We start from the raw sequence: 17,722 nt of genomic DNA on the forward strand, positions 1-17,722 counted from the left end.
GGATCGGAGACGGGGCCATGGCAGATACGGTCAGCACTGCGGGCGCACCGGCGCTGTTTGGCGCCAGGCATTATCCGGCGGCGCTCGAATGGGCGGCGCGGCGGGCAGAAGCCTTCGTCATACCGCTCGCGGCGCTGATCGTCGGCATGGCGCTGTTCAGCGTGTTCATCGCGCTGGTCGGCAAATCGCCGGTGCAACTCTACGAGACGATGTGGCGCGGCGGCTTCGGCTCGTGGTTCTCGATCCAGAACTCGCTGTCGCGGGCAGCACCGCTTCTACTGGCAGCGCTCTGCGTGGCGCTGCCGGCACGGCTCGGCCTCGTCGTGATCGGCGGGGAGGGCGCGATCGTGCTGGGCGGCGTTGCCGCCGCCGCCATCGGCGTCGCGGCGAATGGCACGCCGGCTTTTCTGGTCATCCTGCTGATGGGCGCGGCGGGCGCGGTCGCCGGCGGCATCTGGATTGGTGCCGTCGGCGCACTCCGCCATTACCGCGCCGTCAACGAAACCATCTCCAGCCTGCTGATGGCCTATATCGCCATCGCGCTGATGAACCATCTTGTCGAAGGGCCGCTGCGCGATCCGGCCTCGCTCAACAAACCCTCGACCGAGCCGCTGGTGGATGCCTACCGCATCGGCAACATTCCAGGCATGGACGTGCACTGGGGCCTGGTCGCCGGCATTCTCGCCTGCGTCCTGTCCTGGCTGCTGATCGAAAAGACGCGCTGGGGCTTTGCCGCCCGCATCGCCGGCGGCAATGTCAGGGCGGCCCAGGTGCAAGGGCTTGCCGTCGGGCCGCTGATCGTCGGCTTCACCGGGCTGGCCGGCGGCTTTGCCGGGCTGGCCGGCATGCTGGAGGTCGGCGCCGTGCAAGGCAGCGCGAACGCCTCGCTCGCCGCCGGCTACGGCTATACCGGCATCCTCGTCGCCTTCCTCGCCCGCCACAATCCGCTCGCCATCATTCCGGTCGCTTTCCTGCTCGGTGGCATAGGCGCCTCGGGCGGGCTGATCCAGCGCCGCATGGACCTGCCCGACGCCACCGTGCTGGTGCTGCAAGGCATGCTCTTCGTGGTCATCCTGTTCAGCGAAACCTTTTACGGCCGCTTCAAGGTTTTCAATCCCGATCTGTGGAAGAGGGGCTCCTGATGGACGCGACCGAGATCGGCCTGTGGGGCGTGCCGCTCGCCATTCTCGGGGGCGCTATCCGCGTTTCAACACCCTTCATCTTCGTCTCGCTCGGCGAAGCCATCACCGAGCGCTCCGGCCGCATCAATCTCGGCCTCGAAGGCACGCTGGTCTTCGGCGCCATGACCGCTTACGCCGTCGCAGTGATGACCGGCTCGCCATGGCTCGGCCTGCTGGCCGCCGCAGGTGCCGGTCTTTGCTTCGGTCTGTTCCACGGCTGGATCTGCAAATTCCGCGGGGTGAACGACATCGCCATCGGCATCGCGCTGATGCTGTTCGGCTCCGGTCTCGCCTTCTTCTTCGGCAAGCCGTTCATCCAGCCCTCGGCGCCTGACCTGCCGGCCATCGCCTTCGGTGGCTGGTCGAACATTCCGCAGGTGCAGGCAGCGCTCAACGTCAATGTGTTGTTCCTGATCGGTGCGGCACTTGCGCTGTTCCTGTGGTGGGCCTTCCGCAACACGCGCGCCGGCCTGATCGTGCGCGTCGTCGGCGACAGCTCCGATGCGGCGCGCGCCATGGGCCTCAATCCCAACACCGTGCGCCTGCTTGCGACAGGCGTCGGCGGTGCGCTCGCCGGCATCGGTGGCGCCTATCTGTCGCTCTATTATCCCGGCAGCTGGACCGAACGCATCTCGTCGGGGCAGGGCCTGATGGCGGTGGCGCTGGTCATCTTCGCGCGCTGGAATCCGCTTGGCTGCTTTGCCGCGGCACTGTTGTTCGGCGGTGCGGGCGCGCTAGGCCCGGCGTTGCAATCGGTCGGTGTGACCCAAGGCTACTATCTCTTCTATGCCGCACCTTACATCCTCACGCTCATCATCATGATCGCCACCTCGTCGCCCAGCCGCTCGCTTGCCGGCGCGCCGGGCGAACTGTCGATCACCAAATGACTGGAGTTTTGCCGATGAACGCCAGAGCCGAGATCACCCAGCGCTATATCGACGCCGACCCCTATCCATGGCCCTATAATGGCGAGCTGCGGCCGGACAATACGGCGCTAATCATCATCGACATGCAGACCGATTTCTGCGGGCCGGGCGGCTATGTCGATCATATGGGCTACGATCTTTCGCTGGTGCGGGCGCCGATCGAGCCGATCAAGTCGGTGCTCTCGGCCATGCGGGCCAAGGGCTACACCATCATTCACACGCGCGAGGGCCACCGGCCCGATCTCGCCGACCTGCCGGCCAACAAGCGCTGGCGCTCGCGCCGGATCAATGCCGGCATCGGCGACCCCGGACCTTGCGGGCGCATCCTGGTGCGCGGCGAACCCGGCTGGGACATCATCCCCGACCTCTATCCGGCGGCGGGCGAACCGATCATCGACAAGCCGGGCAAGGGGTCGTTCTGCGCCACCGACCTGGAACTGATCCTGCGCCAGCGCGGCATCGAAAACATCGTGCTGACCGGCATCACCACCGATGTCTGCGTCCACACGACGATGCGCGAGGCCAATGATCGCGGCTTCGAATGCGTCATGCTAGAGGATTGCTGCGGGGCAACCGATTACGGCAACCATCTCGCCGCGATCAAAATGATCAAGATGCAGGGCGGGGTGTTCGGCGCGGTATCGAATTCGGCGTCCTTCGTCGCGCAACTGCCGTGAGGACACGACCTTGAGCGGAGCCAAGAAAGCCGTCGGCGTCGAGACCATCGGCATGACCATGCGCTTCGGCGCCTTCACCGCGCTGGACGATGTCTCGATCAAGGTGCCGGCGGGATCATTCCATGCGCTGCTCGGTGAAAACGGCGCCGGCAAGTCGACGCTGGTCAAATGCATGATGGGTTTTTACCACCCGACCTCCGGCGACATGCTGGTCGATGGCCGCGAGGTCGCGATCGCCAGCCCCAAGGATGCGTCGGCGCTCGGGCTCGGCATGGTCTACCAGCATTTTACGCTCGTCCCGTCGCTGACCGGCGCGGAGAACCTGGTCATTTCCCGCGAGATGGTGCCCGGCGTCATCGACTGGCGCAAGGAGCGCGCCGCACTTGCGCAATTCATGCAGCGCATGCCGTTCAAGCTGCCGCTCGACGTCAAGGTTGCCGAGCTTGCCGCGGGCGAGAAGCAGAAGCTCGAAATCATCAAGCAGCTCTATCTCGGCCGCAGTTTCCTGGTGCTCGACGAGCCGACTTCGGTGCTCACTCCCGGAGAGGCGCAGGAAGTGCTTGGCCTGGTGCGCGACATGACCAGGACGGGCGATCTCACGGTGCTGATGATCTCGCACAAATTCCACGAAGTGACGGCGTTTGCCAACGACATCACTGTGCTGCGCAAGGGCAGGCTGACCGGAACCGGCAAAGTCTCGGAGCTTTCGCACAAACAGATGGCCGCGATGATGATCGGTGACCAGCCGATTGCAGCACTCGACAGCCGCGCTCCGGTGCCGGCCGGCGCCAGACAGGTGCTGACGGTAAAGTCGCTGAAGGCGCCCGACCGCACCGGCTTGAAAACCATCGACATCGGCGAGCTCGACGTGAAGTCCGGCGAGATCGTCGGCGTCGCCGGCATCTCCGGCAACGGCCAGAAGGAGTTTCTCGAAGTCCTTGCCGGACAGCGAGCCCGCAATGGCGGCGACGTTCTGGTGAAAGGCTCGCCCTATGGCGCCAGCCGCAGCGAGGCGCGCACGCTCAATGTCCGCTTCATTCCGGAGGAGCCGTTGCGCAATGCCTGCGCACCGAAGATGACCGTGGTGGAAAACATGGCCTTCCGCACCTTCGACCTCGACGAAGCCGGCAAGCCGGTCAACTGGATCAGGATGAGTGCGATCAGGGACTATGCGGCCCGCCTGGTCGAACAGTTCAAGGTCAAGACGGCCTCGCTCGCTTCGCCGATTTCGTCACTGTCGGGCGGCAATGTGCAGCGTGCCGTGCTGGCGCGGGAACTGACCGGCGAGGTCGATTTGCTCATTGTATCGAATCCCTGCTTCGGCCTCGACTTCTCCGCCGTCGCCGAAATCCGCGGCCGTATCATGAAGGCGCGCAATGCCGGGGCGGCAGTGCTCTTGATGTCGGAAGATCTCGACGAACTGCTCGAACTTTCGGACCGCATCTTCGTCATGTCGGACGGCGCGCTGGTCTACGAGACGCCGATCGCGCAGGCGAGCGTGCAGACGATTGGCGAGCACATGGCGGGACATCACTGATGGCGGCGATCGAGGCGCTGCCGTTTCCGTTTGCCTGCAGGCCTGAGGCGATGGCGCTGGTCGTCATCGACATGCAGCGCGATTTCGCCGAACCCGGTGGCTTCGGCGCCAGCCTCGGCAACGACGTCAGCCGGATCACGGCGATCGTGCCGATGGTGAAAAGGCTGATCGAGGGATTTCGCGGCGCCGGCCTGCCGGTCATCCACACAATGGAGTGCCACAAGGCAGACCTTTCGGATCTGCCGCCGGCCAAGCGCAATCGCGGCAATCCGTCGATCCGGATCGGCGATGTCGGTCCGATGGGTCGTGTGCTGATCGTCGGCGAGCCGGGAACGGCGATCCTCGATGAACTTGCGCCACTGCCTGGCGAGATCGTCATCGAAAAGCCCGGCAAGGGTGCATTCTATGCCACCAGCTTCGGCGACGACCTGAAGCGGCTCGGCGCACAGCAACTGGTCTTTGCCGGAGTGACGACGGAGGTCTGCGTGCAGACCACGATGCGCGAGGCCAACGACCGCGGCTATGAATGCCTGCTCGCTGAGGATGCGACGGAGAGCTATTTTCCGGAGTTCAAGGCGGCTGCCCTTGCCATGATCAGGGCGCAGGGCGCCATCGTTGGCTGGACCGCAACGACAGATCAGGTGCTCGAGGGAATTGCCAATGCCTAACCTTGCATACCAGCCTCTCATCCAAGGGGGCTGGCGCGACCTGGCGTTCGAGCACTTCCGCGATGGCATTACAGCGCATTGGCTGCTCAAGGGCGGACCGACTGAACCGTCGGTCGCGATCCTGAATTATCGGCCCGGCGCCGCCGTGCCGCGCCACCGCCATGCCGGGCTGGAAACGATCATCGTGCTGGACGGTACCCAGAGCGACGAGAACGGCGATCATGGAGCGGGCAGCGTGATCCTGAACCCGGTCGGGAGCGAGCATTCGGTGTGGACGAACGATGGCTGCGTGGTGCTTATCCAGTGGAACCTGCCGGTAGTCATTCTGGGCGAGGCCAAATGAGCGACATCCGTTTCGATATTGTGAGCCTGCACGCCGCATATCAGGCCGGCGTCAGCATCGGCGACATGATCGATACGGTCCATGCGCGGCTCGCGGCGGCCGATGACCCGGGCATCTTCATCCATCTGGCGAACAGGGCGGAGATGCTGGCCGAAGCAGAAAAGCTCGGCCCGTTCGACCCCGTGGCAAAGCCGCTGTGGGGCGTACCGTTCGCGGTCAAGGACAACATCGATGTTGCCGGCATGCCGACCACGGCGGCTTGCGCGGAATATGCCTACTCGCCAGTGAAAGACGCTACGGTTGTGGCGCGGCTCAAGGCCGCCGGCGCGCTGGTCGTCGGCAAGACCAATCTCGACCAGTTCGCCACCGGCCTGGTCGGCGTACGCACGCCATATCCGATTCCGAGAAACGCGATCGACCCGAAACTGGTGCCGGGCGGCTCTTCATGCGGCTCGGCTGTGGCGACGGCGCGCGGCATCGTCTCGTTCGCGCTCGGCACCGACACCGCCGGTTCGGGGCGCATTCCCGCCGGCCTCAACAACATCGTAGGGCTCAAGCCGAGCGTCGGCGCGATTTCCGCCGCCGGCGTGGTGCCGGCCTGCCGCACGCTCGACTGCGTCTCGGTCTTCGCGCTTACGGTCGATGACGCCTACCGCGTGTTCGAGGCGGCGGCGGCAAAGGACGACGCCGATGCCTATTCGCGTGACCTCGGCGCCCAACCGCTTGCCGCGCGCCCGCCGGTGCTGACGGTTGGCGTGCCGGCCAGGGCCGACTGGACCTTCTTCGGCGACCAGACGATGCAGGCGGGCTTCGAGGCCGCCCTTGCCGCGCTGGAGACGCTGGGCTGCAGGCTGGTCGAAATCCCGTTCGGCGATTTCTACGCCACCGCCAACCTGCTTTACGAAGGCGCCTGGGTGGCCGAGCGTTATGCTGCGATCAGGGACTTCATGGATGCCAACGAGGCGGCCATGCATCCGGTGACGCGGCAGATCATCGGCGCCGCGCGAAAACTTTCAGCCGCGGACGCTTTCAAGGGGCTCTATGCCCTGCAAGCCTACAAGACCAGGCTCGCGCCGGTCATCGCCTCGGTCGACCTTTTCTGCGTGCCGACCGCGCCGACGCACTACACGGTCGAAGCGGTATTGGCCGACCCGATCGTCACCAACAGCCGGCTCGGCACCTACACCAACTTTGTCAATCTGCTCGACATGTGCGGCATTGCCGTGCCGAGCGGAACCCGCAGCGACGGTCTGCCGATGAGCGTCACCTTGCTTGCGGCGACGGGCAAGGACGATCTGACGGCATCGCTTGCCCGCGACATCCATGCGGCAAGTCGCCTTTCGCTGGGTGCTACAGGCTGGCCGCTGCCGCCGCGTGGCGATGTTTGCGTGGACGTCGATGAAGGCACGATCGAGCTGGCCGTGGTCGGCGCGCATCTGTCGGGCATGGCGCTGAACGGCCAGTTGCAGCAGCTCGGCGCAAGTTTCGCCCGGGCGGCAAGAACGGCGCCGCTCTACCGGCTCTACGCACTCGCCGGCCAGTCGGTGCCGCGACCTGGGCTGGAGCGGACCTGCAACGGCAAGGGGGCAGCGATCGAGGTCGAGGTCTGGCGGCTGTCGCCGCAAGCCTTCGGCCGTTTCGTCGCCGCGATCCCGCCACCGCTCGGCATCGGCACGCTTTTGCTTGACGATGGAACTTCGCCGAAAGGCTTCCTCGTCGAAAGTGCCGGCCTCACCGATGCAAAGGAGATTTCGCATTTCGGCGGCTGGCGCAGTTTCGTAGCGGATCAGCAGCTGCGGCGCTGACGCTATCACTCGACCTTTTGCCGGAATTTCGAGTGGCAGCTCGAGCAATCCTGCATGATGAGGTGCAGGAGGTGCTCCGCCGGCGATTTGGCGGGGTCGGCTTCCGCTGACCCTGACCGCTTGCCAAGCAGGCTGCCACCGCCCATCGCCAGGCCGGAACCCATTCTCATGTCGTCGGTGATGCGCGGCGGCGCCCGCTCGGCGTCAGAGGCCAGGGCGCTCGCCAGCGTCCCTATGTGACGGGCCAGCGCTTCGAATTCCGGGCGGCCAGGGTCGATATCCGGCTTGGCGCCTGAAGGCGCACCCAATGTCGCGCTGGGGAATTCGGCAATGAGGGCAGGGCCGGTGCGGGCGCGGATGGCCTCGGCCGCAGCCTTGAAAGCCGTGGCGTCGTAGGCCCGTTTGCCGTCGAACATCCCGGCGATCGTCTTTGCCGCCGCGGCCATGTCCTTCATCGAGGCCTGGCGCGCCTGGATGACCGCATCACGGCCCGAATGGGCGGCGAGCACGACAGAGACAGACGCAAGCGACAGTACTGTTACAGCAGCTGCGAGCCTCACTGCGCCGTGCCTTGTCCTGCCAGCTCGTCGATGATCGGGCAATCCGGCCGCTCGTCGCCGTGGCAGTGACTGACCAGATGGTGCAGCAAGCCGCGCAATCCGACCAGTTCGGCGATCTTCCTGTCGATCTCCATCAGCTTGGCTTTCGCGATTGCCTTCACGTCGGCGCTGTCACGTTCCCTGTCCTGGTACAGCGACAGCAGCTGGCGGCATTCGTCGACCGAAAACCCCAGGCTTCGCGAGCGCTGCAGGAAGCGCAGGCGGTGAATATCGGCCGTCGAGTAATCGCGATAGCCATTGTCTGTCCGGGCCGGGTGCAAGAGCCCGATATCCTCGTAGTAACGGATCGTCTTGGCCGGCAGGCCGGATTTTTCGGATGCGACGCCGATGTTCATGGCGGAAATCTCCTTTGTCGGAGGAAATAGACCTTCCAGTGGGTGGAAGGTCAACATGATGTGGCGATTTTGGATGCCTGACGCAACCGCCCGCCCGCTCCAACCGTTTGCCGCCAACAGCACATACCGACTTCGGGAAGAAATCAGTCCTCGGAAACGTTTTTATCGAACAGTGCTCAAACCCCGTGTTCGACACCGGGTGCCGATGAGCAAAGACCTCCGGCGGCACGTTACGCCGTGCAGACGCCGAGGAGACAGAATATGCCCGTCAAGGCCTATATCAACCGGATCGCGACAGCGGTGCCGGAGCACGAGGTTCATCAATTCTACCTGCGTTTCGCGGCCTCGATGCTCGCGGCCGATCGCCGGAGGATATTCGAACGCATGGCCGATCTTGCCGGCATCGAGCACCGCTATTCCTGCTTTGCCCCGGCGTCCGACCCCGAAGGACCATCCGCCGACCTGGCCGGGACCTTCATTCGGGGCGCGTTTCCCGGAACGGCGGTGAGAATGGCGATGTTCGACGATGCCGCCCCTGTTCTGGCGCAAAAGGGCATCGACGGATTGCAGCTTGGCGACGACGCTTCCCGCATCACCCATCTCATTGTTACCACCTGCACCGGTTTTTCGGCGCCGGGCATCGATCTAGAGCTGGTTGCGCGCTGCGGACTGCCGGACGGGGTCGAGCGCACGATGATCGGGTTCATGGGTTGCTACGCGGCGATCAACGGCCTCAAGCTGGCCCGCCACATCGTCCGCTCCGACCCGCAGGCCAAGGTCCTGCTGGTCAATATCGAGCTCTGCACGATGCATCTGCGTCAAACTACCGAGCTGGAAAAGCTGCTGTCGTTCTGCCTGTGGGGCGACGGCTGCGCGGCCGCGCTCATCACTGCCGAGCCGGCCGGCATCGAGCTCGATAGCTTTCATTGCCTGGTGGCGAGGGAGCGGCGGGATCTGATGCGCTGGAACATTCGCGACCACGGCTTCGAAATGGTTCTTTCCGGCCAGGTGCCGGCAGCGATTCATGAAGCGTTACGGAGCAACCAGACCGCCATTCTCGGCGGTCGATTGGCGGAAGACATCGACCTTTGGGCCGTGCACCCCGGTGGACGTTCGGTGCTCGACGCCGTTGAAAGGGCCCTGAAACTGGAACCCACCGCGCTGGAACCGTCGCGCGAAGTGTTGCGCCGGTACGGGAACATGTCGTCGGCGACCGTGATGTTCGTGATGAAGGAGATGTTGAAGGCGCCACCTGGCCTGCTCGGCTGCGGCATGTCGTTCGGTCCCGGGCTGACTGCCGAAACCATGCTCTTTCGAACCGTGTCATGAGCGGCCTGGAGCATCGGCAGCTTGCGCCGGAAATCCTCGACGGACTTGCGGCCGATGATCCGCGAGCGCTGACCGCGCGCCGCGACCTTCGGCGCATCAATATGCTGATGTTTCACGTGCCGATCATGACGTCGTTGCTCAAGAGGTTCGTGCCAACGCCGCCACGCCGCATCCTGGAGATCGGCGCCGGCGATGGCTCCTTCATGCTGGCGGTGGCGCGGCGCATGGCCAGGCATTGGCCTGGGGTCAAACTGGTGATGCTCGACCGCGTCGACCTCGTCACCGCGCAATTGCGTGGCGACTTCGACAGGCTGGGATGGAACGCCGAAGGCATCGCCGCCGATGTCTTCGACTGGGCAGGAAAGAATGACGGTACGCGCTTCGACGCCGTTACTGTCAATCTGTTCCTGCATCACCTCAATGATGCGCAGCTCGTGCGTCTGTTTTCGCTGATTAGGCCGAAAGCCCCGTTGCTGCTGGCGACGGAGCCGCTGCGGGCGAAACTGGCGCTGGCCACAACCCATCTTCTGCCGGCAATCGGCGCCAATGACGTCACACGAAACGATGCGGCGCAAAGCGTGCGTGCCGGCTTTCGCGGCAGCGAGCTTTCCGGCCTCTGGCTTGCGGCCAACGGCAACCCGGTCGACGAACGGCGCGCCGGCCTGTTTTCCCACGTCTTCGTCGGCGCCAGCGCCAGTGATGAGCCATGACGGGACTGTCGACCCATGACGCGATCGTAATCGGCGCCGGCCCGGCGGGCACCTCCGTCGCGCTCACGCTGGCCCGGCGCGGATGGGCCGTGGCCATTGTGGAAAGGAGCGCGTTCCCGCGTCGCAAGGTCTGCGGCGAATACATCTCGGCAAGCAATCTTGCGCTGCTGGACCAGCTCGAGATCGGCGATGCCTGGCGTGCCAGTGCCGGCCCCGAAATCCGCCGCGTCGGCATGTTTTCCGGCGAGACCTGCGTCGAGGCGGCAATGCCATATGCAGGAGCTGGGCCTCGTGCAAAAGATAGCTTCGGCCGGGCGCTTGGCCGGGATATTCTCGACTCTCTGCTTCTACAGGCGGCGCGATCGGCGGGTGCCGAAATCTTTCAGCCCTGCCGCGCCGTCGCCGTCGAGCGGGATGGTGAGATGCAACGGGTAAGAATTCAAGCCGGAAATGAAACGGCGGTGTTGCGCGCGCCGGTGATTGTCGCCGCGCACGGCTCGTGGGAACCGGGACCATTGCCCAGCCAAGTCGCAAAGGCCAGTCGCCCGTCGAACCTGCTCGGCTTCAAGGCGCATTTCACGGGGTCGTCGCTCGCGCCGGATTTGATGCCTCTGCTGGCCTTCCCCGGCGGCTATGGCGGCATGGTCTCGGCGGATCATGGCCGCTTGTCGATCTCATGCTGCATTCGCCGCGACATGCTGGCGCGGTTGCGTAAACAACATGGACACCTGTCGGCCGCCGATGCGATCTCCCGCCACCTCGTGGACTCGTGCCGGGGCGTGCGGGAGGCGCTGGAACCGGCGCTTCTCGATGGTCCGTGGCTTGCCGCGGGTCCGATCCGGCCGGGAATTCGCTCGTGCTACGAAGGGGACATCTTCCGCGTCGGCAATGTAGCCGGAGAGTCTCATCCTGTCATCGCCGAGGGCATCTCGATGGCGCTTCAGTCCGGCTGGCTGCTGGCTTGCGAACTCGCATCCGCGCCAAGCGGCCGAGCGGGACGCGAAGCTGCCGCCAGACGCTATGAGGCGGCCTGGAAAAGACTGTTTTCGACACGGGTCTACGCTGCCGCGGCTCTCGCCGGAATTGCCCTTCGCCCCGGCGGCGCCACCTTGATGGCGGCGATCGTCCGGACATTCCCGCAGGCCCTGACATTGGGCGCGCAACTGAGCGGCAAGACCAAGCCGGTTCCAGGCTTTGCCTGACCAGGGGTACGGCGCATCGGGCACGCCGAACACTGGCCGTCGGAACAGTTAGGCCGACTGCGAGTTGGGCGCGAATGCCAGTTCGGGTTGCGACAGCGATGATGGTTTCATGGGTGGCGTGGATCATGCTTGCCGCGTTGCTGATTGTTGCCGGCCGGCCGGTTCCTTCTGCCGCCGAACCGATTCCTTTTGCCGCCGACAAACCGATCGTGCCGCCCGTGCAGCATCTCTCGACGTCGAAGGAATCCATGGCGGCGGAACCCGCCGGCCCCAGCCGGCACTTTGAAGACGCAACGTGTCCCGCTCACTATGCCGCCCAGTGTTGCGGATCGGCGTGTTGCGGATCGGCCTGTCATGCGTTTCTCTTCCACGAAATGGCATTGAGCGCGTCGAGCGCTCAGGCAAGACGGTTTCAATCAGGTTCGACGCGCGCCCATGGCACCGTGCCTCGGCGAATTGAGCGGCCGCCAATCGATCGAAGGTCCTGAGCGGACGCCCAAAACAGGGTGTCCATCCTGTTTTTCGCTCACAAGCCCCAATCCGATTGGAGAGACCATGAGAAAGCAAACAACCCTCATAGCCGTCTGCCTGATGGCCGGCGTCGCAACGGCCGTCGCCGCATCGTCAGACTACACGAAGCAAGCGATGACAACCCACAAGCAAATGATGGACCGCATGCAGATGGAACCGTCGGGCGAACCGGACAAGGACTTTGTCATGATGATGGTTCCTCACCATCAGGGCGCCATAGACATGGCGCGCCTGGAGATCAAGTACGGCCAGGACCCTAAGCTGGTGGCCATGGCCAAGAAGATCGTCAGCAGCCAGCAAAAGGAGATCAAGCAGATGAAAGCCTGGCAGGCCAAGGCGGAGTGAGGACACGACCATGCACAACCAGTCTCCCGAAATGAAGGGCTGCATAGAGGCTTGCCTGGATTGCTATCAAGCCTGCCTCGGCACGGCGTCCGGGCATTGCCTGGAGGCGGGGGCGAGCACACCGAGCCGCAACATTTTCGGCTGATGCTCGCCTGCGCCGAAATATGTCGGACCGCTGCGCATTTCATGCTGCTCGGTTCGGCGCATCACAAGCATGTCTGCCGCGAATGTGCGGAAATCTGCGAAGAATGCGCGGCAGATTGTGAGCGCATCGGCGATATGCAGGATTGCGTCGAAGCCTGTCGGCGTTGCGCCGAGAGCTGCCAGAAGATGGCGGCTTGACCATCGGCCGGCGGGCGACAAGCCCGCCGGCGCGGCATCAGCCAGCTGGCGCGGCATCAGCCAGCTGGCGCGCCCGGTCGTACTACATACCTCCGCCGCCATCTGAGAGATCCCAGACGTCGACGACCTGCTTGCCGGTGACACCGTGCTCGCGGATCAGCAGCATGACCAGGAGGTGTTTTGGTGACAGACGTGCCATGTTCGGCCTAGGCTGGCCTCAAAGAGCGGTTTTTGCAAGCCCCTGCGAGATCGAGACCATCGAGGAACGGGGCGCCAGCAATAACATTAACGGCATCACATCGGGACAGATCATGCAGCAAGCCATTACGTCGGACGGCCTTCGCCGGGTTGTGCTTGTCGTCGCGCTGCTGAACCTCGGTTATTTCGGCGTCGAATTCGCCGTGGCGGTGGCGATCGGCTCGGTGTCGCTGTTCGCCGACAGCGTCGATTTTCTGGAAGACGCCTCGGTCAACCTTCTCATACTGCTCGCCATGGGATGGTCGCTGCGTGCCCGCTCGCGGGTCGGCATGGCGCTGGCGCTTATCCTGCTGGTGCCGGGTCTGGCGACGCTGTGGACCGCATGGGAAAAGTTCAACATGCCGGTGCCGCCGCAGCCGACGGCGCTGACGCTGGCGGGGTTGGGCGCTCTCGCGGTCAACCTGTCATGCGCCTACATGCTGGCGCGCTACCGCCATCACAGCGGCAGTCTTACCAGGGCGGCATTCCTCTCGGCCCGCAATGACGCCGTCGCCAACATCGCGATCATACTGGCCGGGCTGGTGACCGCCTTCCTATGGCGCTCGGCATGGCCGGATCTGATCGTCGGCCTGGGAATTGCGGCGCTGAACGCAGACGCGGCGGGCGAGGTCTGGGAGGCAGCTCGGGAGGAGCATCGCGCCGTCTCGTGAAGCCTGGTTGAAAGAGTCGACCAGTACCTAGTCGGTTCGCGCCCTGATCGATGCCTTCTTGCCTGTTGTGGTCGCGCGAGCGCCAACATTAGACAAAAGTTACAAAAGTTGAACATCGTCGGGGAACACCCCTTTTGTTTGCCTGTTCGGGTCTCAGCGCATCCCGCGCACTCTAAACAGGAGAACGATGATGAAACGAATACTTTTAGCGTCAGCGATGCTGGCAGTTTCGGCCGGGCTTTCGCTTGCTCAGACGACGAGCGGAACATCGACGAGCGGGACCTCGACCACGACAACCATGCCCAGCACCAACAATCAGGGCACGGACACAACCACCACCACCGGCTCCACGAACTCGAACTCAGCCAAGAACTGCGCCCCTGGCCAGCAGACCGGCAGTGCCCAGCAGGCGGCTCCAGGTCAGCAGGATACTAATGCCAAAACTGCCGCCCCCGGCCAGATGAAAAAGACCCCAGAAGGTTGCTGAGCGGCAGATAAGGATACAGGTTAAATTTGCCTGCGGGCCGGCGATTGGGCCGGTCCGCGCGAATGGACGTTCGATGCGGTGGCCGGCTGCAGCTTCGACTCCCTCGGGGCATCGCGCGAGCTTCTGCCCAGCGTTTTTCGTGAATGCGGGCCTGCGTCATCGCATCATGCGCTGCGTTAATGTCCGAGACTTTCCCGTAAGCTTGAAGAGACCGTTGTTGCCCACCATCGGGTAGCGATGTCCAGGCGGCTTGCCGGTCTTCCGCGCCGCACCGATGGGCATGCCGACGATACTTGCTCAGGGCGAAGGCGTTGGCTCGAAACTTGCGCGCCTTCTAATATAAGCGCACAGTTCCAATGCGGGCGGAGGGAGAACCGCTCATTAATAAAATCGGGAGGAAAACCATGGACAGCATGAGCCTCACCACACTTGAGCGCGGCAAGACGACTGTCGAGGCCGCAGCCCTGGAGGCGTTTTCGGCGCAATTGCGCGGCACCATACTCAGGGAAGGCGATGTTGCCTATGACGAAGCGCGCACGATCTGGAACGCCATGATCGATCGGCGGCCAGGGCTTATAGTGCGCTGCGTCGGCGCCGCCGACGTTATCGCCGCCGTGAATTTTGCCAGGGAAAACCGGCTTCTGCTTGCAGTTCGCGGCGGCGGCCACAACATTGCCGGCAACGCCGTCTGCGATGGCGGGCTGGTGATCGACCTGTCGCCGATGAAGTCGGTGCGGGTCGATCCGGCGCCGCGGCGGGCATGGGTGGAACCTGGAGCGACGCTCGCCGATGTGGACAGGGAAACACAGGCTTTTGAACTGGCGCTGCCAACCGGCATCAACTCGACCACCGGCATATCGGGACTGACGCTGGGCGGCGGCTTCGGCTGGATCACGCGGAAATTCGGCCTGACCATAGACAGCCTTCTCTCCGCCGACGTGGTTACCGCAGACGGCAAGCTTTTGCGCGCCAGCCAGACGGAAAATCCGGACCTATTCTGGGCGCTGCGCGGTGGCGGCGGCAATTTCGGCGTCGTCACGGCCTTCGAGTTCAAGCTCCATCAGGTCGGTCCACAGGTCCTGTCGGGACTTGTCGTTCATCCGTTTGCCGATGCCGAAAACGTGCTGCGTGAGTACCGGGCGGCGCTTGAAACGGCGCCCAATGAGTTGACCTGCTGGGTGGTCATGCGGCAGGCGCCGCCGCTACCGTTCCTGCCGGCTGAATGGCACGGCAAGGAGGTGCTGGTTCTGGCCATGTGCTATTGCGGCGACCTCGAGGAGGGCGAGAAGGCGACGCAAAGACTACGCGCCATCGGAACGCCGATCGTCGATGTCGTCGGCATCACCCCGTTCACCGCATGGCAGCAGGGGTTCGATCCGCTGCTGACGCCCGGCGCCCGCAATTACTGGAAGAGCCATGACTTCACCGAGCTTTCCGACAGCGCGATCGGAGTCGTCACATCAGCGATCTCCCGGCTTCCCGGCCCAGAATGCGAAGTATTCTTCGGCCATGTCGGTGGTGTCGCGGGCCGCGTTGCAGCGGATGCAACGGCGTTTCCGCAACGCAGCGCGCACTACGTCATGAATGTTCACGCGCGCTGGCGCGAACCGGGAATGGACAGCGCCTGCATCGACTGGGCGCGCGGCATCTATGAAGGCACGAGGCCCTTCGCCGCCGGCACGGTCTATATCAACTTCATGCCGGAGGACGAGGTCGACCGGGTCGAAGCGGCCTATGGCGGCAACCATCAGCGGCTTCTGGAGATCAAGCAGCGCTATGATCCGCTGAACCTGTTCCGCATGAACCAGAATTTGCGCCCAGTGGAAAGTTTGCGCGCCGCTTAGGCCAGGCAGATCATCAAGGGCCCGCGTCTCCAAAGCGGACGCGGGCCGGTTCGCGTCGGCATGCGCTAGGCAGGTATCAAGACGGCGATGCGGTGGATGCCGACCACCTTGCTGGTATTGGCTGCCGCGTCGGTCTTGCCCTTGGAGCAGGTGTACATGTCACCTTCCTTGAGCTTGAATTCCTTGTCGGCTTTCTTGATCGTGAATTCACCGGCGGCAATGGTGCACACCATGTCGTTGTCCATCACCATTGCAGGAGCGGCTGCTCCGGGCTGAAAGACCACATCAACAATTGAGATGCTCTTGTAGGCGGGGATGTCGGAATTGCCGGTGCCGACCTCGACCACCCTGACGCCGGGGGCTATTTCCTTGCCTTCCTTCGGGCCGTATTTCTTGACCTTTGCAGCTGCCGCCAGCGTGAACAAAGGCGTTACCGCGGCCGCCGTCACGCCGACCGCGATTGCAGACCTGCGATTTAGCGTTTTCATCGCATCCTCCCATTATATTGGCCATGCACCAATGCGCATGGCCGCAATATATTAGCACATATGCAGATAATTGAAGAACGCGTTTCGGCGCTCCGGGGGGGGCGAAACGCCTCCCGGTCGAATGCGACCGAATATCAAACAATTCCATGCTACGCTGAAGAGCATCAAACGGGCGACGGGGATAGCAATGCTGGAAACCGACAAGGTGTTCGCTGGCTCAATTCCGGAAAACTACGACCGCTATATGGTGCCGCTGATTTTCGAGCCGTTCGCCGCGGATCTTGCACGACGAGCAGCGTCCTTGTCGCCCAGGGCCGTTTTGGAAACCGCCGCGGGCACCGGGGTGGTCACCCGCGCATTGGCGCCAAAACTATCCCCCGCTGCAAGCTATGTCGTAACCGACCTCAACCAGCCGATGCTCGACTATGCCGCTTCGCGGCAAGCTCCCGACGATCGCATCAAATGGCGCCAGGCGGATGCTCTGGCGCTGCCGTTTGAAAATGCCGCCTTCGATCTCGTTTGTTGCCAGTTCGGCGCGATGTTCTTTCCCAACCGCTCATCTGCCTACCGCGAAGCCCGGCGGGTCCTGAAACCCGGAGGACATTTTCTATTCAGCGTATGGGATCGCATCGAGGAGAATGTATTTGCCGACGACGTGACCAATGCTCTCGCCAGGATTTTTCCGAACGATCCGCCGCGCTTTCTGGCACGCACGCCGCATGGCTACCACGATACGGCACTGATCCATAGCGAACTGGAGGAGGCAGGTTTTTCCGGCGTGGTGATCGAGACGAGGGCCGAACAAAGCCGTGCCTCCTCGCCGCGCGGTCCGGCCGTTGCTTATTGCCAGGGCACTCTGCTTCGCAACGAAATCGAGGCCAGGGAGGCGGGAAAACTGGATGTTGCAACCGACTACGCCGCAGCCGCGATTGCAGACAGGCATGGCAGCGGCGAGGTCGCTGCCAAAATCCAGGCTCACATAATCGTGGCTGTGGTCTAGGTGCTGACCCGATCGCGAGGGCTCGATGGCGGCGGCTGTTGGCCGACGATTCTGGTCGACCCGGCTTCACTTTGGCAGCCGTCGCCGTCTCTGCCCAGCAAGGTCTAGTCATTTCGCTTTCTTGACTCGGCCGACAAAAACGGGCAGCAAAGTCATCATTGGAGGGCAGTTTTGCCAACTATGCAGGTTTTGGAGGGCATTTTTCGGTGTGACCGTCGCCCAATCGGCGGTCGGTAGAGGGATTGGTTAACCAACTTTGTCCATCTTTTGAATCAATCGGCAACAGACGCGAAGTGTGCTGGGGGCACCAGGCGAACTGTGAATGTCACGGCTGCGAAATCCGCCAGCCGGCATCGGCCGATTGAGAGTGGTTGAATGGCGTTTGTAAGTGCGAAAATCCGGGGTGACAGTCCTGCAACTGGATTGACTTCGATGAGGCCCGGC

Annotated in this window: 19 protein-coding genes and 1 pseudogene; 17 read left to right on the forward strand and 3 right to left on the reverse strand. The window is 63.5% G+C overall.

Annotation, left to right across the window (positions count from 1 at the left end; all coding sequences use genetic code 11):
- Window positions 1–17 precede the first annotated feature (17 nt).
- From AC0L2P_RS15330 to atzF, 7 genes are read left to right on the forward strand one after another with little or no spacing between them, the layout of a single operon-like run.
- On the forward strand, window positions 18–1,142 hold the full coding sequence (locus AC0L2P_RS15330) for an ABC transporter permease (RefSeq protein ID WP_473502146.1): 1,125 nt from the start codon (window positions 18–20) through the stop codon (window positions 1,140–1,142).
- The gene (locus tag AC0L2P_RS15335; RefSeq protein WP_473502148.1) at window positions 1,142–2,068 is read left to right on the forward strand and encodes an ABC transporter permease; all 927 of its coding nucleotides are present in this window, start codon (window positions 1,142–1,144) and stop codon (window positions 2,066–2,068) included. Before AC0L2P_RS15330 ends, AC0L2P_RS15335 begins: the two co-directional genes overlap by 1 nt.
- A gap of 14 nt (window positions 2,069–2,082) precedes the next feature.
- The gene (gene biuH / locus AC0L2P_RS15340; protein WP_473502149.1) at window positions 2,083–2,784 is read left to right on the forward strand and encodes a biuret amidohydrolase; all 702 of its coding nucleotides are present in this window, start codon (window positions 2,083–2,085) and stop codon (window positions 2,782–2,784) included.
- Between the two features lie 52 nt (window positions 2,785–2,836).
- The gene (locus AC0L2P_RS15345) at window positions 2,837–4,321 is read left to right on the forward strand and encodes an ABC transporter ATP-binding protein (RefSeq protein WP_473502222.1); all 1,485 of its coding nucleotides are present in this window, start codon (window positions 2,837–2,839) and stop codon (window positions 4,319–4,321) included.
- Window positions 4,321–4,989, forward strand: a complete 669-nt coding sequence (locus AC0L2P_RS15350) for a cysteine hydrolase family protein (RefSeq protein ID WP_473502151.1) — start codon at window positions 4,321–4,323, stop codon at window positions 4,987–4,989. The genes AC0L2P_RS15345 and AC0L2P_RS15350 overlap by 1 nt, the downstream gene beginning before the upstream one ends.
- A complete protein-coding gene (locus tag AC0L2P_RS15355; RefSeq protein WP_473502152.1) occupies window positions 4,982–5,332 on the forward strand; it encodes a cupin domain-containing protein in 351 nt (116 codons plus the stop codon). The genes AC0L2P_RS15350 and AC0L2P_RS15355 overlap by 8 nt, the downstream gene beginning before the upstream one ends.
- Complete coding sequence (gene atzF, locus AC0L2P_RS15360; RefSeq protein ID WP_473502153.1) at window positions 5,329–7,137, forward strand: allophanate hydrolase; 1,809 nt, start codon at window positions 5,329–5,331, stop codon at window positions 7,135–7,137. The genes AC0L2P_RS15355 and atzF overlap by 4 nt, the downstream gene beginning before the upstream one ends.
- A gap of 5 nt (window positions 7,138–7,142) precedes the next feature.
- On the opposite strand, the gene AC0L2P_RS15365 is transcribed toward atzF, so the two are convergent.
- Window positions 7,143–7,697 (reverse strand): cytochrome c, encoded by a 555-nt coding sequence (locus AC0L2P_RS15365; protein WP_473502154.1) that lies wholly within the window; start codon window positions 7,695–7,697, stop codon window positions 7,143–7,145.
- Complete coding sequence (gene cueR, locus AC0L2P_RS15370) at window positions 7,694–8,092, reverse strand: Cu(I)-responsive transcriptional regulator (protein ID WP_473502155.1); 399 nt, start codon at window positions 8,090–8,092, stop codon at window positions 7,694–7,696. Before cueR ends, AC0L2P_RS15365 begins: the two co-directional genes overlap by 4 nt.
- A 261-nt stretch (window positions 8,093–8,353) precedes the next feature.
- Here cueR and AC0L2P_RS15375 point away from each other — a divergent pair, with 261 nt between their 5' ends.
- The 9 genes and pseudogenes from AC0L2P_RS15375 to AC0L2P_RS15415 all read left to right on the forward strand — a co-directional run bounded on the left by AC0L2P_RS15375 (window position 8,354) and on the right by AC0L2P_RS15415 (window position 15,790).
- Complete coding sequence (locus AC0L2P_RS15375; protein ID WP_473502156.1) at window positions 8,354–9,421, forward strand: type III polyketide synthase; 1,068 nt, start codon at window positions 8,354–8,356, stop codon at window positions 9,419–9,421.
- Entirely contained in the window at window positions 9,418–10,131 is a 714-nt protein-coding gene (locus AC0L2P_RS15380; RefSeq protein WP_473502157.1) for a methyltransferase domain-containing protein, read from the forward strand. The genes AC0L2P_RS15375 and AC0L2P_RS15380 overlap by 4 nt, the downstream gene beginning before the upstream one ends.
- A complete protein-coding gene (locus AC0L2P_RS15385; protein WP_473502158.1) occupies window positions 10,128–11,333 on the forward strand; it encodes an NAD(P)/FAD-dependent oxidoreductase in 1,206 nt (401 codons plus the stop codon). The genes AC0L2P_RS15380 and AC0L2P_RS15385 overlap by 4 nt, the downstream gene beginning before the upstream one ends.
- Window positions 11,334–11,458: 125 nt before the next feature.
- Window positions 11,459–11,821 carry a hypothetical protein gene (locus tag AC0L2P_RS15390; RefSeq protein ID WP_473502159.1) on the forward strand — a complete coding sequence of 121 codons (363 nt, stop codon included), beginning with the start codon at window positions 11,459–11,461 and terminating at the stop codon, window positions 11,819–11,821.
- A 67-nt stretch (window positions 11,822–11,888) separates the two neighbouring features.
- On the forward strand, window positions 11,889–12,209 hold the full coding sequence (copM, locus tag AC0L2P_RS15395) for a CopM family metallochaperone (protein ID WP_473502160.1): 321 nt from the start codon (window positions 11,889–11,891) through the stop codon (window positions 12,207–12,209).
- A 10-nt stretch (window positions 12,210–12,219) separates the two neighbouring features.
- Window positions 12,220–12,551 (forward strand): annotated as a pseudogene (locus AC0L2P_RS15400) (four-helix bundle copper-binding protein).
- A gap of 311 nt (window positions 12,552–12,862) precedes the next feature.
- Window positions 12,863–13,459, forward strand: coding sequence for a cation efflux transmembrane domain-containing protein (locus tag AC0L2P_RS15405; RefSeq protein ID WP_473502162.1), 597 nt, complete (start codon window positions 12,863–12,865; stop codon window positions 13,457–13,459).
- A 190-nt stretch (window positions 13,460–13,649) separates the two neighbouring features.
- The gene (locus AC0L2P_RS15410; protein ID WP_473502163.1) at window positions 13,650–13,946 is read left to right on the forward strand and encodes a hypothetical protein; all 297 of its coding nucleotides are present in this window, start codon (window positions 13,650–13,652) and stop codon (window positions 13,944–13,946) included.
- A gap of 404 nt (window positions 13,947–14,350) precedes the next feature.
- On the forward strand, window positions 14,351–15,790 hold the full coding sequence (locus AC0L2P_RS15415) for an FAD-binding oxidoreductase (RefSeq protein ID WP_473502164.1): 1,440 nt from the start codon (window positions 14,351–14,353) through the stop codon (window positions 15,788–15,790).
- Between the two features lie 65 nt (window positions 15,791–15,855).
- On the opposite strand, the gene AC0L2P_RS15420 is transcribed toward AC0L2P_RS15415, so the two are convergent.
- Entirely contained in the window at window positions 15,856–16,278 is a 423-nt protein-coding gene (locus AC0L2P_RS15420; protein WP_473502165.1) for a hypothetical protein, read from the reverse strand.
- 187 nt (window positions 16,279–16,465) lie between these two features.
- Here AC0L2P_RS15420 and AC0L2P_RS15425 point away from each other — a divergent pair, with 187 nt between their 5' ends.
- Window positions 16,466–17,278, forward strand: a complete 813-nt coding sequence (locus tag AC0L2P_RS15425) for a class I SAM-dependent methyltransferase (RefSeq protein WP_473502166.1) — start codon at window positions 16,466–16,468, stop codon at window positions 17,276–17,278.
- Window positions 17,279–17,722 lie beyond the last annotated feature (444 nt).

The organism is Mesorhizobium sp. WSM4836 (assembly GCF_055811815.1).